14 protein-coding genes are annotated in these 14,352 nt (G+C 70.6%); 8 read left to right on the top strand and 6 right to left on the bottom strand.

Translation table 11 applies throughout. The features are described 5' to 3' along the window. The first annotated feature begins 153 nt into the window (after window positions 1-153). The 5 genes from EX20_RS01565 (at window position 154) to EX20_RS01545 (ending at window position 5,186) form a co-directional block, all read left to right on the top strand. Window positions 154-2,220, top strand: coding sequence for a bifunctional 2',3'-cyclic-nucleotide 2'-phosphodiesterase/3'-nucleotidase (locus EX20_RS01565; protein WP_034192528.1), 2,067 nt, complete (start codon window positions 154-156; stop codon window positions 2,218-2,220). A 14-nt stretch (window positions 2,221-2,234) separates the two neighbouring features. Then, window positions 2,235-3,080, top strand: a complete 846-nt coding sequence (locus tag EX20_RS01560; RefSeq protein WP_034192575.1) for a tetratricopeptide repeat protein — start codon at window positions 2,235-2,237, stop codon at window positions 3,078-3,080. Between the two features lie 94 nt (window positions 3,081-3,174). Then, entirely contained in the window at window positions 3,175-4,095 is a 921-nt protein-coding gene (locus EX20_RS01555; protein WP_014723731.1) for a biotin--[acetyl-CoA-carboxylase] ligase, read from the top strand. Then, window positions 4,092-4,880: a type III pantothenate kinase gene (locus tag EX20_RS01550; protein ID WP_014723732.1), complete on the top strand. Its 789-nt coding sequence runs from the start codon at window positions 4,092-4,094 to the stop codon at window positions 4,878-4,880. The genes EX20_RS01555 and EX20_RS01550 overlap by 4 nt, the downstream gene beginning before the upstream one ends. Window positions 4,881-4,943: 63 nt before the next feature. Then, window positions 4,944-5,186: a hypothetical protein gene (locus tag EX20_RS01545; protein WP_011886155.1), complete on the top strand. Its 243-nt coding sequence runs from the start codon at window positions 4,944-4,946 to the stop codon at window positions 5,184-5,186. Between the two features lie 19 nt (window positions 5,187-5,205). Here EX20_RS01545 and rfaE2 read toward each other — a convergent pair whose 3' ends face one another. The 6 genes from rfaE2 to EX20_RS01515 all read right to left on the bottom strand — a co-directional run bounded on the left by rfaE2 (window position 5,206) and on the right by EX20_RS01515 (window position 11,338). Beyond that, window positions 5,206-5,691, bottom strand: coding sequence for a D-glycero-beta-D-manno-heptose 1-phosphate adenylyltransferase (rfaE2, locus tag EX20_RS01540; protein WP_011886156.1), 486 nt, complete (start codon window positions 5,689-5,691; stop codon window positions 5,206-5,208). A gap of 159 nt (window positions 5,692-5,850) precedes the next feature. Then, complete coding sequence (locus EX20_RS01535; RefSeq protein ID WP_011886157.1) at window positions 5,851-6,729, bottom strand: ferritin family protein; 879 nt, start codon at window positions 6,727-6,729, stop codon at window positions 5,851-5,853. A gap of 558 nt (window positions 6,730-7,287) precedes the next feature. Continuing rightward, complete coding sequence (locus EX20_RS01530; protein WP_011886158.1) at window positions 7,288-8,514, bottom strand: patatin-like phospholipase family protein; 1,227 nt, start codon at window positions 8,512-8,514, stop codon at window positions 7,288-7,290. Window positions 8,515-8,542: 28 nt separating this feature from the next. Further along, a complete protein-coding gene (locus EX20_RS01525; protein ID WP_011886159.1) occupies window positions 8,543-9,304 on the bottom strand; it encodes a PhaM family polyhydroxyalkanoate granule multifunctional regulatory protein in 762 nt (253 codons plus the stop codon). Between the two features lie 76 nt (window positions 9,305-9,380). After that, window positions 9,381-10,208, bottom strand: coding sequence for an enoyl-CoA hydratase/isomerase family protein (locus EX20_RS01520; RefSeq protein WP_034192527.1), 828 nt, complete (start codon window positions 10,206-10,208; stop codon window positions 9,381-9,383). Between the two features lie 137 nt (window positions 10,209-10,345). Next, window positions 10,346-11,338: a fumarylacetoacetate hydrolase family protein gene (locus EX20_RS01515; protein WP_014723739.1), complete on the bottom strand. Its 993-nt coding sequence runs from the start codon at window positions 11,336-11,338 to the stop codon at window positions 10,346-10,348. 125 nt (window positions 11,339-11,463) lie between these two features. On the opposite strand from EX20_RS01515, the gene EX20_RS01510 reads away from it, so the two are divergent. The 3 genes from EX20_RS01510 (at window position 11,464) to EX20_RS01500 (ending at window position 14,276) form a co-directional block, all read left to right on the top strand. Further along, window positions 11,464-12,345, top strand: a complete 882-nt coding sequence (locus EX20_RS01510) for an IclR family transcriptional regulator (protein WP_034192526.1) — start codon at window positions 11,464-11,466, stop codon at window positions 12,343-12,345. A 117-nt stretch (window positions 12,346-12,462) separates the two neighbouring features. Next, complete coding sequence (locus tag EX20_RS01505; RefSeq protein ID WP_034192525.1) at window positions 12,463-13,773, top strand: DUF3108 domain-containing protein; 1,311 nt, start codon at window positions 12,463-12,465, stop codon at window positions 13,771-13,773. A 245-nt stretch (window positions 13,774-14,018) separates the two neighbouring features. Then, window positions 14,019-14,276: a BTH_I0359 family protein gene (locus tag EX20_RS01500; protein ID WP_006477667.1), complete on the top strand. Its 258-nt coding sequence runs from the start codon at window positions 14,019-14,021 to the stop codon at window positions 14,274-14,276. Window positions 14,277-14,352 lie beyond the last annotated feature (76 nt).

Raw genomic sequence — 14,352 nt, 5'->3', positions numbered from 1 at the left:
CGGCGAGCGCTGCCTGCGGCGCACCACCTTTCATTCTTCCGTCATGTTTCCTTTCGATACTCTCACGCGCCGCACATCAGGCCGTCGGCACCCGCGCCGCCATCGCGCCGCGCACCGCGTGACCCATAGAACAGAACCCGAACAGGACAATCGATGCGTCTCCCCCCGCTTTCCCGCCGCCGCGTGCGCACCGCCGCCGCGCTCGCCTCCCTCGCGTTCGCGCTCGCCGGTTGCGGCGGCGACGACGTCACCGCTTCGGCGCCGCAAACGCAGGCCCAGGCGCCCGCCGGCACGACGGCGACGCTCGCGCTGCTCGAAACGACCGACCTGCACACCAACGTGCTGTCGTACGACTATTTCAAGCTCGCCGCCGACAACTCGCTCGGCTTCGAGCGCGTGTCGACGCTGATCGCGCAGGCGCGCGCGCAGTATCCGAACTCGCTGCTGCTCGACAACGGCGACACGATCCAGGGCACCGCGCTGGCCGACTACCAGGCGCTCGTGAAGCCGCTCGGCTGCGACCAGACGCTCGCGATCTACAAGGTGATGAACGCCGCCAGATTCGACGGCGGCGGGATCGGCAACCACGAATTCAACTACGGGCTGCCGTACCTGTCGCAGGTCACCGGCAACACGTTCGACGTCGACGGGCTGCCGGCCCCCGCGCAGCAGAAGAAGTGCGCGGGGCCGAACTTCCCGCAGGTGCTCGCCAACGTGATCAGCGCGAAGACCAACGCGCCGCTGTTCACGCCGTACACGATCCTCACGCGCACGGTCACGGCCGTCACGCCCGACGGCAAGACGGTCAGCGCGCCGGTGAAGGTCGGCATCATCGGCTTCACGCCGCCCGCGATCATGAGCTGGGACAAGCGCTGGCTCGACGGCAAGGTCTATACGACCGGCCTGAAGGAAGCGGCGGAAAAGTACATCCCCGAGATGCGCGCGAAGGGCGCCGATCTGGTCGTGGCGATCTCGCACGGCGGGCTCGATAACACGGCGTATTCGCCGACGATGGAAAACGGCAGCTGGTGGCTGTCGACCGTGCCGGGCATCGACGCGATGCTGATCGGCCATTCGCACCAGGTGTTCCCCGACGCGAACAGCACGGTCGCACAATTCAACCTGCCGGGCGTCGACAAGGTGAAGGGCACCGTCAACGGCGTGCCGACCGTGATGGCGAACTACTGGGGCAAGCATCTGGGCGTGATCAAGCTCGGGCTGAAGTTCGACGGCAAGACCTGGAGCGTCGACAAGTCGCAGACCACCGTCGAGGCGCGGCCGATCCAGAACGCCGACAAGAGCTACGTCGCGGCCGATCCGTCGGTGTCCGCGGCGATCGCGGCCGAGCACCAGGCGACCATCGACTACGTGAAGACGCCGATCGGCTCGACCGACTACCGGATGAACTCGTACTTCGCGGACGTCGGCGATCCGGGCGCGATCCAGATCGTCAACGAGGCGCAGGCCGACTACGTGAAGACCTACGTGCAGGCGAACCTGCCGCAGTACGCGTCGCTGCCGGTGCTGTCGGTGAGCGCGCCGTTCAAGAGCGGCTTCGGCGGCGGCAGCGACTACACCGACGTCGCGCCGGGCGCGCTCGCGATCAACAACGCGGCCGACCTGTATCTGTATCCGAACACCGTGTACGCGGTGAAGGTGAGCGGCGCCGACGTGAAGAACTGGCTCGAGACGGCCGCCAAGCGCTTCAACACGATCGACCCGACCAAGGCGACCGTGCAGCCGCTCGTCAGCAGCTTCCCCGGCTACAACTTCGACATGTTCACGTCGGCCGACCTCGCCTACGAGATCGACGTCACGCAGCCGGTCGGCAGCCGCATTCGAAACCTGACGTACAAGGGCGCGCCGCTCGACCCGAACGCGCAGTTCATCGTCGCGACCAACAACTACCGCGCGAGCGGCGGCGGCAACTTCCCGGGCCTCGACGGCAGCAAGACGATCTTCGCGTCGCCCGACGCGAACCGCGACGTGCTGATCGCGTTCATCAAGAAGCGCGGCACGATCACGCGCGCGGCGGACGGCGCGCAGCGCAGCTGGCGCTTCACGAAGCTCGCCAGCTCGCTCGCGCACGTGCGGTTCACGTCGGCGCCGAACCGGCTCGCCGACGCGACGGCCGCCGGCCTGACCGGCCTCACGCAGGTCACCGCCGACGACGGCTCGGGCAAGAACCTCGCCATCTACGAGATCGACCTCACGCAATGACGACGCGAGCCACGATGCAACCGATCCGCACCATGCGACCGGCCGAGGCCGGTTTCCCCGCCGCCGTGCGGCGTCTCGTGCGCGCGAAGCTGCCGCCGGCCGCGTTGCTGGCGGCGGCGGCCGTGACCGTCGCGGCGGTGGTCGCGGCGACCGGCTGGCGCGCGGCCGGCCCGGCGCCGAGCGCCGCGCAGATCGACGAGTGGCAGGCGATGGTCGCGCAGGCCGTCGAACCGCACGCGCTCGCGCAATTGCGCACGCTCGCGCGCCGCGGCTCGGCCGACGCGCAGGCTGCGCTCGGCATCGCGCTAGTCGACGCGCGCGAGGCGGGGCTGCGCGACGAGGGGCGCAACTGGCTCGAAACCGCGGCACGGGCCGACGGGCAAGCCGACGCACCGGCCGCACGACGGGCGCAGCTCGCGCTCGGCAAGGCACTGCTGCTCGGCAGCGGCGACCTGCCGAAGGACTACGCGCGCGCACGCGCGCTGCTCGGCGAAGCGGCCGGCCACGGCGAAGCGGCGGCCGCGTACTACCTCGGGCTGATCTACCGCAGCGGCTACGGCACCGCGGCCGATCCCGCGCGGGCCGCGCAGTGGTTCGAGCGCGCCGCGCGCGCCGACATCCCGGCCGCGGACTTCATGCTCGCGAACGCGTACCGCGACGGCAGCGGCGTGCCGCGCGACGAAGCGCGCGCGCTCGCGCTGTATCGCCGCGCGGCGGAGCATGAGCTGCCGGAAGCCGTGCAGACGCTCGCGATGGCGTATCGCAACGGCGAGCTGGGGCTGCGGCCCGACGCGACCGAGTTCCACGCGCAGTGGATCGAAACAGCGCATGCATTGAAACATCCGGTGATCGCGCCGTGATGGCGGGGCGGGTGCGTGCAACCGCCAATCGCAGGCACCCGCCCGACGCGCCGCCCGGCACGCGCGGCCGCGCCCTGTCGCTACAATAGGCGCCATGAACGCCCCGACCTCCTCCGACAAGCCCGAAGCCGGCGACGCGCACATCGCGCGCAACCGGCTCGACGCCCATCTGGACGCCGCGCCGCGCGCGTGGCCGCTCGACATCGTCGCCGCCACCGGCTCGACCAACGCCGACCTGGCAAACCGCCTGAAGGCGCTGCCGCGCACCGCGAACGCGCTGCCCGCGCCGCTCGTGCGCGTCGCGTTCGAGCAGACGGCCGGCCGCGGCCGGCAAGGCCGTCCGTGGTTCGCGCAGCCCGGCAACGCGCTGCTGTGCTCGGTCGGCTGCATCGTGCCGCGCCCCGTCGACGCGCTCAGCGGCCTGAGCATCGCGATCGGCGTCGCGCTCGCGGAAGGGCTCGCGACGCTGCCGCTCGACGGCGGCACGCGCGTCGCGCTCAAATGGCCGAACGACCTGCTGCTGACCAGCACCGAAGGCGACACCACGCGCATCGCCGGCAAGCTCGCCGGCATCCTGATCGAGACGGTGTGGAACACCGACGACGCCACCGCGGTCGTGATCGGCTTCGGCATCAACGTGCGCGGCGCGCAAGCGGTCGCCGCGCAGGTCGATGCGCTGCGCGCGCGCGACGCGGCGCTCGCGAGCGGGTTGCCGCCGGCCGCGCTGTCCGCGGCTTGCGCATCGGCGAATCTCACCGACACGCTCGCTGCGGCGCTGAACGCGCTCACGCCGGCGCTCGCCCAGTTCGCGAGCGACGGGCTGGCGCCATTCGTGCCGCGCTGGCACGCGCTGCACGCCTATGCGGGACGCGAGGTCGTGCTGCTCGAACAGGGCGTCGAGCGCGCGCGCGGCATCGCGACGGGCATCGACGCGACCGGCCGCCTGCTGCTCGACACGCCGGACGGCGTGCAGGCGATCGCCGCCGGCGACGTGTCGCTGCGCGAAGCGCAATGAGCGCACCGCATCTGCTGATCGACGCCGGCAACAGCCGGATCAAATGGGCGCTCGCCGACGCGCAGCGCGCGCTCGTCGCGAGCGGCGCGTTCGGCCATACGCGCGACGGCGGCGCCGATCCCGACTGGTCGGCGCTGCCGCATCCGCAAGGCGCGTGGATCTCGAACGTCGCGGGCGCCGACGTGGCCGCCCGCCTCGACGCGTTGCTCGACGCGCAGTGGCCGGCGCTGCCGCGCACGACGATCCGCGCGCGCGCCGCGCAGTGCGGCGTGACGAACGGCTATACGTCGCCCGAGCAGCTCGGCAGCGATCGCTGGGCCGGCCTGATCGGCGCCCATGCGGCGTTCCCGGACGAGCACCTGCTGATCGCGACGTTCGGCACCGCGACGACGCTCGAAGCGTTGCGCGCGGACGGCCGCTTCACCGGCGGGCTGATCGCGCCCGGTTGGGCGCTGATGATGCGTGCGCTCGGCACGCACACCGCACAGTTGCCGACGCTGAGCACCGACATCGCGAGCGGACTGCTCGCCGACGCGCGCGCCGAACCGTTTCAGATCGACACGCCGCGCTCGCTGTCGGCCGGCTGCCTGTACGCGCAGGCGGGTTTGATCGAACGCGCGTGCCGCGATCTCGCCGCCGCGTGGCAGGCGCCGGTGCGGCTCGTGCTGGCGGGCGGCGCGGCGGACGACGTCGCGCGCGCGCTGACGCTGCCGCATACGCGGCACGACGGGCTGATTCTGTCCGGGCTCGCGCTGATTGCCGCGGAGGGCGCGGCGCGGGACTGACGCACCCCGGACGGCATTGCGCCGGACGGCGGAACGACTGAACCATGAAGAGGAGTGTCGACGATGCTGCGCTGGCTGATCGCTGTTCTCTTTCTCGCCAACATGCTCGCGTTCGTCGCGGTGCGCGGCGTGTTCGGGCCGCTGCCGGCGGCCGGCCCGCGCGAACCGGGCGTGCTGGAGCGGCAGGTGCATCCGGAGGTGTTACGGGCAACGCCGCTCGCGCAGGCGACCGATCAGCCGGTGATCGGCGCGCCGATCGCCGCGCCGGCCGTCACTGCGGAGCCGTTGCCGGCCTCGGCGCCGTGACGGTGCGGTGCGCGGCGGCTCAAGGCTGCTGCGCGCGCACCTTCTTCAGCAACGCCGTGGTCGACCGATCGTGCTCGAACGGAATCGCGAGCGCGCGCCCGCCCCAACCGCGCACGAGCGCCGACTCCGGCAGCGCATCCATGTCGTAGTCGCCGCCCTTCACGAGGATGTCCGGACGGACGGCCTCGATCAGCGACACCGGCGTCTTCTCCTCGAACTTCACGACCCAGTCGACGCTCTCCAGCGCCGCGAGCAGCGCCATCCGGTCGTCGTCGCGATTGATCGGGCGATCGTCGCCCTTGCCGAGCATGCGCACCGACGCATCGCTGTTCACGCCGACGATCAGGCAGGCGCCGAGCGCCTTCGCATCGGCGAGATACGTGACGTGGCCGCGATGCAGGATGTCGAACACACCGTTGGTGAAGACGACGGGCGAAGGCAGCGAGGCGCGCAGGGCGACCAGCGCGTCGCGGGTGATCAGCTTGCGTTCGAAAGTAGCGGGCATGATGAAGGTCGGATGGCGTGGGCGGCACACGCTGCGCGTCGCGACACAACGCGGCGGCGCCAGATAAAAAGCCCGCCGGACCACCGGGCGGGCTTCATGCGTCGAACGACGGCGAACGCGGCCGGCGCAGCATCACGCCGGCTGCGACGCCGCGCGGCCTCAGGCCGGCTGCGCGGCCGACGACGGGCCGCTTTCGGCTTGCAGGCGGTTCGTGACTTCCTTGCGATAGCGGTTCAGCTCCTGCGCGGTCGCGAAGGTGCGCTCGAACAGGATCGACAGGTTGTGCAGGATGCGGTCGACGACCTTCTTTTCCCACTCGCCGTCGAAGCGGATCTGCTCGTCGAGCCAGCGCTCGAGCCATTCCGGATCGGGCAGGCGCGACTGCACGGTGTCGCGCGGGAACAGCGCCTGGTTCACGTGCAGGTTGGTCGGGTGCAGCGGCTTCTCGGTGCGGCGCGCCGACGCCATCAGCACGCCGATCTTCGCGAACGCCGCGCGCGCGACGTCGCCGCAGTTGTTCAGCGCCTTCTTCATGTAGCGCAGATACGCGCCGCCGTGGCGCGCTTCATCGCGCGAGATCGTTTCGTAGATGTGCTTGATCACCGGCTCGGTGTGCCAGTCGGCCGCGCAGCGATACCAGTGATTCAGGCGGATCTCGCCGCAGAAGTGCAGCATCAATGTTTCGAGCGGCGGCGCCGGATCGAACTCGAAGCGCACCGCGTGCAGTTCCTCTTCGGTCGGCACCATTTCCGGCCGGAAGCGGCGCAGGTATTCCATCAGCACCAGCGAATGCTTCTGCTCTTCGAAGAACCACACGCTCATGAATGCGGAAAAATCGCTGTCGTGCTGGTTGTCGCGCAGGAACATTTCGGTCGCGGGCAGCGCCGACCATTCGGTGATCGCGTTCATCTTGATCGTCTTCGCCTGCTCGTCGGTGAGCAGCGATGCGTCGAACTTGTCCCACGGAATGTCCTTCTCCATGTCCCAGCGGACTGCCTCGAGCGACCTGTAAAGTTCCGGATAAAGCATGGTGTTCATGATGGTCCCACCCCTGTTCTGCGCAATGCGACTTCTCTAAACGTGACTGTTGCCGCAGCGGCGCGCGAACGCGCTTTTTGCAGCCAAGACTCTAATTTTACGCGGGAAACCGGCCCCCGGACGCAGATTCCACGTCCGGCAGCCGGGCGGCCGCGCTGCCGCCCTGAAGCACGCCGCGGCCCCGCTCCGTTCGAACGGAACCGGCTGCGCGTGCCCGATGTGGTGGCCGGCGCAAGCCGGCCCGTTGGCGAACCTGCCCGGCGCGACGCGGCTCCAGGCGGAATCGCGCACAGCGGCCGGCAAGCAGACTGCTCGATATGGTGTATACGGCGGCGGCCATGATAGCACGCGGGCATGACGGTTCCGAGACGCCCGCCCGGTCGCGCGCCGCCAATGGCGGTGCGACGAACGGTCGCGGGGCGCGCGTCGCGAAACACAACGGGCGCCTGCGCCGGCGCACTGCTCGCAGTCGCCGCGCAGCTGGAAAACGGTGGGGCGACTGTGCTCGACGTCACCGGCCTCGCGCGGTCGCGCCGCGTCGAGCCGCGCGGCATCGCATCAGACCCGCATTTCACCAGCCGGCCGACCGTCTTCGGACCGGGCGCCGGGCACCGCCGCGCTGCCGCCGTCGGCGCCCGCGATCCATGCGGCCAGCGTGTCGCGCTGCGCGCGGCCGTCGCGGTAGCCGAGTTCGATCAGTTCGCGCGTGAACGCCTCCTCGAACAGCAGATAGCTCGCGAACGACGCGCCGGCCGGCTGGCTGCCGCCGACCGCGCCGAGCAGCCCGCGCATCGTCACCGGCATCTGCTTCAGGTGCTTCGCGGCGATCAGCTCGATGCGCTCGGACGGCGCGATCGCGAGCACGTCGACGTGCCGCCAGCCGCTGTCCAGTTCGACCTGGTGCGGCAGGTGCTCGATCATCCGGTTGATGTGCTCGATGCGTTCGATGTCCGAGCCGATCGAGTCGAGAAACACGCTGGCGAGCACCTGCTGGCCGATCTGCGCGAGCGTCGGATAGCCGCGCACCAGCCCCGAGCCGTTCGGCGCCGGGATTTCCGGCCGCGGATCCGCCGCGCCGATCACGACGATCCGGTCCGCGCCGAAGTGGATCGCCGGCGACAGCGGCGCGACCTGCCGGATCGAACCGTCGCCGAAGTATTCGATCTGGCCGTCGAGCACGAGCGGCACCGCGGGGAACACGAACGGAATCGCCGACGACGCGAGCAGGTGCGACGCCGACAGATCGACGAGTCGCGCGGTGCGCTGCGCGCGCCGCCATGCCTGGATCGGCTCGGCGGCCTGGTAGAAGGTCAGATGGCGGCCGCTCGAGTAGCTCAGCGCGGTGATCGACAGCGCATGCAGCAGCCGGCTCTCGAGCATCTGCTCGATCCGGTGGAAGCTCAGCTCGCGCTGCAGCAGGTGCGCGAGCGGCGCGTTGTCGAGCAGCCCGCGCGGCGAGCGGCGCGCCGCCCAGCCGAACGTCATCGTCGCGAGCCAGCGCGCGCCCGCCGCCGCGATGCCGAGCCAGTCGGTGCGATACACGTAGTCGGCGCGCAGCGGCTCCCAGAACTCGAGCAGGCGCCGCACGCCGTGCGAGAAATCGTCGGCGTGGCTCGCGATCGACGTCGCATTGATCGCGCCGGCCGACGACCCGCAGACCACCGCGAACGGCGTCGTATGCCGGAGCGGATCGGCCTCGCGCGCGATCTCGGCCAGCGCCTTGAGCACGCCGACCTGATACGCGGCGCGTGCGCCGCCGCCCATCAGCACGAGCGCGAGTCGCATGGTCGGCCTGCAGGCTAGGTGCGAAGCGTCACGTCGAGCGCTTCGGCGGACGCGTTTCCGGCGACGACGCCGCGGCCGCGCGCGCGGCCGCCGAGCCGGCCGGCTTCGCCCGCTTCGCGGCCGGCTTGCGTGGCGCGGCTGCGCCCGCGCCCGCCGACCCAGCCGGTGCCGCAGCCGCCGCCGGTGCCGGCGCACCCGCGGCCGGCTCGGGCGCCGCGTCGGCCGGCGCCCCGGGCTGCGCGCCCGGCTGCGCCATCGCGAGACTCGCGAGCTGGTTGAACTGCGTCTGCAGCAGGTTCCACCAGCCGGCCGGATCGAACGGCTGCTGCGCGGCGTCGCCGGCCGCGGGCGCGTCGGCGTCCGGCGCCGGCTGGCTCGCCTCGGCGCGCGGCGCGGACGCGGCCTGCGCCGCCGCGACCGCGGCTTCCTCGGCGGCCGACATCGAGCTTTGCGCGAACGCGCCGAACGCGCGCAGCGTCGCGAGCGTCGCGCGTTGCACCTCGAGCGCCTGGATCGCCGATTGCAGCATGCCGAGATTGAGCTTGAGCCACTGCTCGACCGCGCGCAGATCGGTGATCCGCTTGTCGAGCTCCTCGACGCTCGTGAGCGGCGTCATCATGTCGGACATGCTCGACAGCGACGGCGGCAGCCCCGACGCGGCGCCGGGAAACGACGCCATCCCGCCGAACGGCGACATCCGCATCATGTCCCACATCCGGTCGAGCATGTCGGCGGGCTTGAAGCCGGCGAAGCCGGCGAAAGGATTGGAGCCGGGGGCATCGGTCGTCATACGGGCATCCTGGTTGACTGGGTGAGCGAAGCGGCCGGCACGGGCCGCGCCGCGTGTGATTCGATCATAGCGCGCGTCAGAACGGCGCGTCCGGGGAGAAATCGGGTGCGCGCCGCTCGCGCAGCGAACGGATGCCTTCCTGCACGTCCGGCCCGGAAAAACCCATGAATTCGAGCGCGAGCGACGAATCGAAGGTCGGCCCGGCGCTGCGCAGCCAGTTGTTCAGCGCGTACTTGGTCCAGCGGATCGCCGACTGCGAGCCGTGCGCGAGCCGCTCGGCCACTTCGTACGCCTTCGGCAGCAGCGCGTCCGGCTCGACCGCGAGCGACACGAGGCCGATCCGCTCGGCCTCGGCGCCGCTCACCGGCTCGCACAGGAGCAGGTAGTACTTCGCCTTCGCCATCCCGCACAGCAGCGGCCAGACGATCGCCGCATGATCGCCGGCCGCGACGCCGAGCCGCGTATGGCCGTCGATGATGCGCGCGTCGTTCGCGGCGATCGAGATGTCGGCGAGCAGGCCCGCGACGAGCCCCGCGCCCACCGCCGGCCCGTGCATCGCCGACACGATCGGCTTGCTGCAGTTGATCACGTTGTAGACGAGGTCGCGCGCCTCGCGCCACACGCGCGCACGCACGTCGAAGTCGTCGGCCATCGCCTCGACGAGCGCGAGATCGCCGCCCGCCGAAAAGCCCTTGCCCTCGCCGCGGATCACCGCGACCCGCGTGTCGGGATCGCGATCGACGTCGCGCCAGATGTCGGCCAGCTCGCGATGCATCCGCGCGTTCGCGGTGGCGAGGCCGCTGCGGTTCGCGCCCTCGCCGCTCATCACGATGTCGAGCACGCCATGCGCGCGACGCGTCACCTTCAATGCTTCGTAACCGCCATAGGCGGCAAGATCGGCCATGCCCAGCTCCCGGGTTCGTGGGTCGGTTGAAACGCCTGAATCGAGTGTAGCCAAGCCCGCGCGGGCAAACATCGGGCGAAACCCGGCGCGCGGGCCGGCCGCGGCGCGCGCGTCAGACCGCGCGTCAGCGCCGTACGTCAGGCCGCGCCGTCGGGCGGCGCGACGGCCTGCTCGATCGCGCCGAAAATCGACTTGCCGGCCGCATCGAACATCTCGATGCGCACGGTGTCGCCGTAGCGCATGAAGTCGGTCTGCGGCGCGCCGTGCTCGATCGTCTCGAGGCAGCGCTTCTCGGCGATGCAGCAGTAGCCGCGCTTCGCGTCCTTGTTCGACACGGTGCCCGAGCCGACGATCGAGCCGGCGCGCAGGTTGCGCGTCTTCGCCGCGTGCGCGATCAGTTGGCCGAAATGGAACACCATGTCGGCGCCCGCGTCCGGCTGGCCGACCTTGCGGTTGTTCCAGTGGACGATCATCGGCCGGTGCACGCGGCCGTCGCGCCATTCGTCGCCGAGCTCGTCGAGCGTCACCGCGACCGGCGCGAACGCGGTGGCCGGCTTGCTCTGGAAGAAGCCGAAGCCCTTCGCGAGCTCGGCCGGAATCAGGTTGCGCAGCGACACGTCGTTCACCAGCGTGACGAGCCGCACGCCCTTCAGCGCGTCGTCCGGCGACACGCCCATCGGCACGTCGCCGGTGATCACCGCGACCTCGGCCTCGAAGTCGATGCCCCATTCCTCGGACGCGCACACGATGTCGTCGCGCGCGCCGAGGAAGTCGTCGCTGCCGCCCTGGTACATCAGCGGATCGGTCCAGAACTCCGGCGGCATCTCGGCGCCGCGCGCGCGCCGCACCAGCTCGACGTGGTTCACGTAGGCGGAGCCGTCGGCCCACTGGAAGGCGCGCGGCAGCGGCGCCATGCAGTTCGCCGCGTCGAACGCGAACGTGTGACGCGCGCGGCCGTGGTTCAGCGCGTCGTACAGCTCGCGCAGTTGCGGCGCGTAGAACGCCCAGTCGTCGAGGACGCGCTGCAGCGTCGGGGCGATCGCGTCGGCGATCGCCGCGGTGTGCAGGTCGCGCGACACGACGATCAGCTGGCCGTCGCGCGTGCCGTCCTTCAGCGATGCAAGTTTCATGGGGGTCTGCCGTTGTAGTGACGATGGAGGGAATCTATTTTACGATGGTGAATCCGTGCGGCGCGCACGCTCGCATGCGCGCCGTTTTCGCTCCATCCTTGCCGCCTTACCGCGCGCCGTTGCCCATGCCCGCCAGCCCGCTTCCCGACGACGATCTCGCCGATTCCGATTCCGACACCGACGACGCCGGCTCCGGCGAGCACGGCGAAGGCGGCGAGAAGCTGCGCTCCGGCATCCAGTCGATCGAGGTCGGCTTCCGCCTGCTCGACGTGCTGACGCGCGAGCCGCGCGCGATGATGCTGCGCGACCTCGCGCAGCGCGCGGGCATGAGCCCCGCGAAGGCGCACCGCTATCTGGTCAGCTTCTCGCGGCTCGGCGTCGTGTCGCAGGATCCGGTGTCGGGCCGCTACGAACTCGGCGGCTTCGCGCTGCAGATGGGGCTCGCGCGGCTCGCGCGCGTCGACGGCGTGAAGCTCGCGCGCATCGCGCTCACCGAGTTGCGCGACCGCGTCGACCAGACGGTCGGCATCGCAGTCTGGGGCAACCAGGGCCCGACCATCGTGCACTGGATGGAATCGAGCCATCCGGCGAAGGCGTCGCTGAAGCTCGGCGACGTGATGCCGCTGCTCGGTTCCGCGACGGGCCTGCTGTTCGCGGCGTACCTGCCGCGCAGCAAGACGGCCGCGATGATCGAACGCGAGCTCGCCGATACGCGGCGCTCACCGCATCACGGCGGCCCGCGCACGCTCGCCGAAGTCGACGCCGTACTCGCCGACGTGCGCGCGCATCGGGCCGCGCGCGTCGAAGGGATGCTGCTGCCGACGATCCACGCGTTCTGCATGCCGGTGTTCGATGCGGTCGGCGAACTCGCGCTCGCGATCGTCGCGCTCGGCCAGGAAGGCAGCTTCGACATCGCCTGGGGCGGCGAGATCGACACCGCGCTGCGTGCTTGCGCGCAAAAACTGTCGTACGAACTCGGCTATAGTCCGGACGCGCGCGACGCCTGACGGGCGGCGCGCGCCCCTGCCCGCGATGCACGCGAACGCGCGGCGCGCGCGGCGGTCCGAGCTGTGACGCGCGGCACGTCCGCTGCGCCATGGCCCTCCTTCCGCTCCATTTCGCCGATGCCGCCTGCCGCCCCCCGTCCTCGTCACGTCCTGCCCCGCCGCTGGCTGCGCGTGGGCGTCGCGCTCGTGGTCGTGCTGGTGCTGCATGCGCTCGCCGCGTGGTGGCTCGCGCGCAATCGCGACGCGTTCACGCCGCCCGCGCCCGCCGAGATTCCGGTGCAGATCGAACTGTTGAAGCCGCAACCGATCGAGCGGCGGCCCGCGTCGAAACCGGTCGACGCTCCGGCCGCGGCCGCCGCCGCACCCGCGAAGCCGGCCCGCGCGGCGCGCAAGCCGGCGCCGGCACAGCCGCGCGTGCTCACGTCGACGCAGACCGCCGAGCACGGCGAGCCGCCGCCTGCTGCGGCATCGGGAGCATCGGCCGCATCGGCAGCGAGCGGCACGGCGGGCGCGTCCGGCGCGCAAGCAGCATCGGCCGCGAGCGCCGCGACGCCAGGCCCCGCGACGAGCGGCGTGAAATTCGACGCGCCGCCGTCCGGCGACCTGCAATACGACACGTTCTACAACGGAATGCAGAACATGATCGGCACGATCCACTGGCGCAACGACGGACGCACGTACGATCTGTCGGTGTCGATGCCGGTGCCGTTCATCGGCCCGTTCACGTACCGCAGCGAAGGCCGCATCGACGCCTTCGGCGTCGCGCCCGACCGATATGTGGAACAGCGCGGCAAGCGCCCCGAGGACATCGCGATCTTCAACCGCGAGATTCACCAGGTCGTGTTCACGCGCACGCCGAACAACGCGCCGCTGCCCGACGGCGTGCAGGATCGCTTCAGCATGCTGATGCAACTGTCGGGCCTCGTGCGCGGCAATCCGTCGGCGTACCGGCCGGGCGTCACGCAGCAGTTCTTCGTGATCGACAACAACAACGGCGAGACCTGGCCGATCATGGTGATCGGCGACGAGGACGTGCACACGCAGGCCGGCATCGTGCGCGCCCGCCACTTCATGCGGCTGCCGCGCCGCGCGGGCGACACGCGCCGCATCGACATGTGGCTCGCGCCGTCGCTCGGCTGGCTGCCCGCGCGGCTGATGCAGACCGAACCGAACGGCGCGCAGATCGAGCTCGTGTGGCACGGCCCGCTCGCGCCGCCGGCTGCACCGGCTGCATCGACCGTCCCGGCTGCACCGGCTGACCGCTCGGCGCCGGACGCAACGAACGCGCCTGCCCCGGCATCGGCATCTGCCGCGCCGGCGAGCGAGCCGGCTGGCCCTACGCAACAGCCGTCCGAGCAGCCGTCGGCGCAGCCGCCGATGCCCGCGCCGACGGACGCGACGCCTGCCTCCGCGCCGCCCGCACAATGAGGCGGCATCGATCGGCAATTTCGACCGATTAAAGGTATTGAAAAAATGGCCGATGACACTCTTTAACAACTATTTCAGTGCACCGGATCACAATAGGAAACGTTTTAGAGACATCGGCTTCTAACCCGATACACCCCACGCGAACGGGAGAACGGGGTGTGCAGCGCAAGCCCCTTGAAACCGGCAAAGGCTACCCCACCTACGGGACAACAAGGCCAGATGCCACTGCGAAGAGGAGTGCCGCCATGCAAATGATCTACAACAGCCCCAATTACTGCGTCGTCGAATTTGCGCCGCAGGCCGGCCACCATCTGATGAATGCCGGCGGATACGAAATCGTCGACAAGAACGCGCAGCGCGAGATCTTCATCGACGGCGAACTCGCGGAGCGATTCCGCGCCCACGTGAAGCAGTTGATCGAGGATGAGCCGTCGCTCGACGAAGTGGACGAATTCCTCGGCCAGTTCGACAGCCTGATGATGATGCCCGTCGTCCTGCATTGACGACGCGCGGCCCGGCGCCACGCCGGGCCGTTTGCCGCGCTTGCGCGGCCCCGCGAGCACTCCGATCCAAGCCCCC

Source organism: Burkholderia sp. WP42, from assembly GCF_000745665.1.
Lineage (GTDB): Bacteria > Pseudomonadota > Gammaproteobacteria > Burkholderiales > Burkholderiaceae > Burkholderia > Burkholderia vietnamiensis.
Note: the sequence above shows the minus strand (reverse complement) of the source record. Positions and strands in the feature narration are given on the sequence as shown.

Excerpts from the sequence above, each read along its gene's own strand:
- EX20_RS01555 (WP_014723731.1), top strand. The coding sequence starts at position 3,175 with ATGAACGCCCCGACCTCCTCCGACAAGCCCGAAGCCGGCGACGCGCAC.
- EX20_RS01545 (WP_011886155.1), top strand. The coding sequence starts at position 4,944 with ATGCTGCGCTGGCTGATCGCTGTTCTCTTTCTCGCCAACATGCTCGCG.
- EX20_RS01565 (WP_034192528.1), top strand. The coding sequence starts at position 154 with ATGCGTCTCCCCCCGCTTTCCCGCCGCCGCGTGCGCACCGCCGCCGCG.
- EX20_RS01500 (WP_006477667.1), top strand. The coding sequence starts at position 14,019 with ATGCAAATGATCTACAACAGCCCCAATTACTGCGTCGTCGAATTTGCG.
- EX20_RS01505 (WP_034192525.1), top strand. The coding sequence starts at position 12,463 with ATGCCGCCTGCCGCCCCCCGTCCTCGTCACGTCCTGCCCCGCCGCTGG.
- EX20_RS01530 (WP_011886158.1), bottom strand. The coding sequence starts at position 8,514 with ATGCGACTCGCGCTCGTGCTGATGGGCGGCGGCGCACGCGCCGCGTAT.
- EX20_RS01535 (WP_011886157.1), bottom strand. The coding sequence starts at position 6,729 with ATGAACACCATGCTTTATCCGGAACTTTACAGGTCGCTCGAGGCAGTC.
- EX20_RS01525 (WP_011886159.1), bottom strand. The coding sequence starts at position 9,304 with ATGACGACCGATGCCCCCGGCTCCAATCCTTTCGCCGGCTTCGCCGGC.
- EX20_RS01515 (WP_014723739.1), bottom strand. The coding sequence starts at position 11,338 with ATGAAACTTGCATCGCTGAAGGACGGCACGCGCGACGGCCAGCTGATC.
- EX20_RS01550 (WP_014723732.1), top strand. The coding sequence starts at position 4,092 with ATGAGCGCACCGCATCTGCTGATCGACGCCGGCAACAGCCGGATCAAA.
- rfaE2 (WP_011886156.1), bottom strand. The coding sequence starts at position 5,691 with ATGCCCGCTACTTTCGAACGCAAGCTGATCACCCGCGACGCGCTGGTC.
- EX20_RS01520 (WP_034192527.1), bottom strand. The coding sequence starts at position 10,208 with ATGGCCGATCTTGCCGCCTATGGCGGTTACGAAGCATTGAAGGTGACG.
- EX20_RS01560 (WP_034192575.1), top strand. The coding sequence starts at position 2,235 with ATGCAACCGATCCGCACCATGCGACCGGCCGAGGCCGGTTTCCCCGCC.
- EX20_RS01510 (WP_034192526.1), top strand. The coding sequence starts at position 11,464 with ATGCCCGCCAGCCCGCTTCCCGACGACGATCTCGCCGATTCCGATTCC.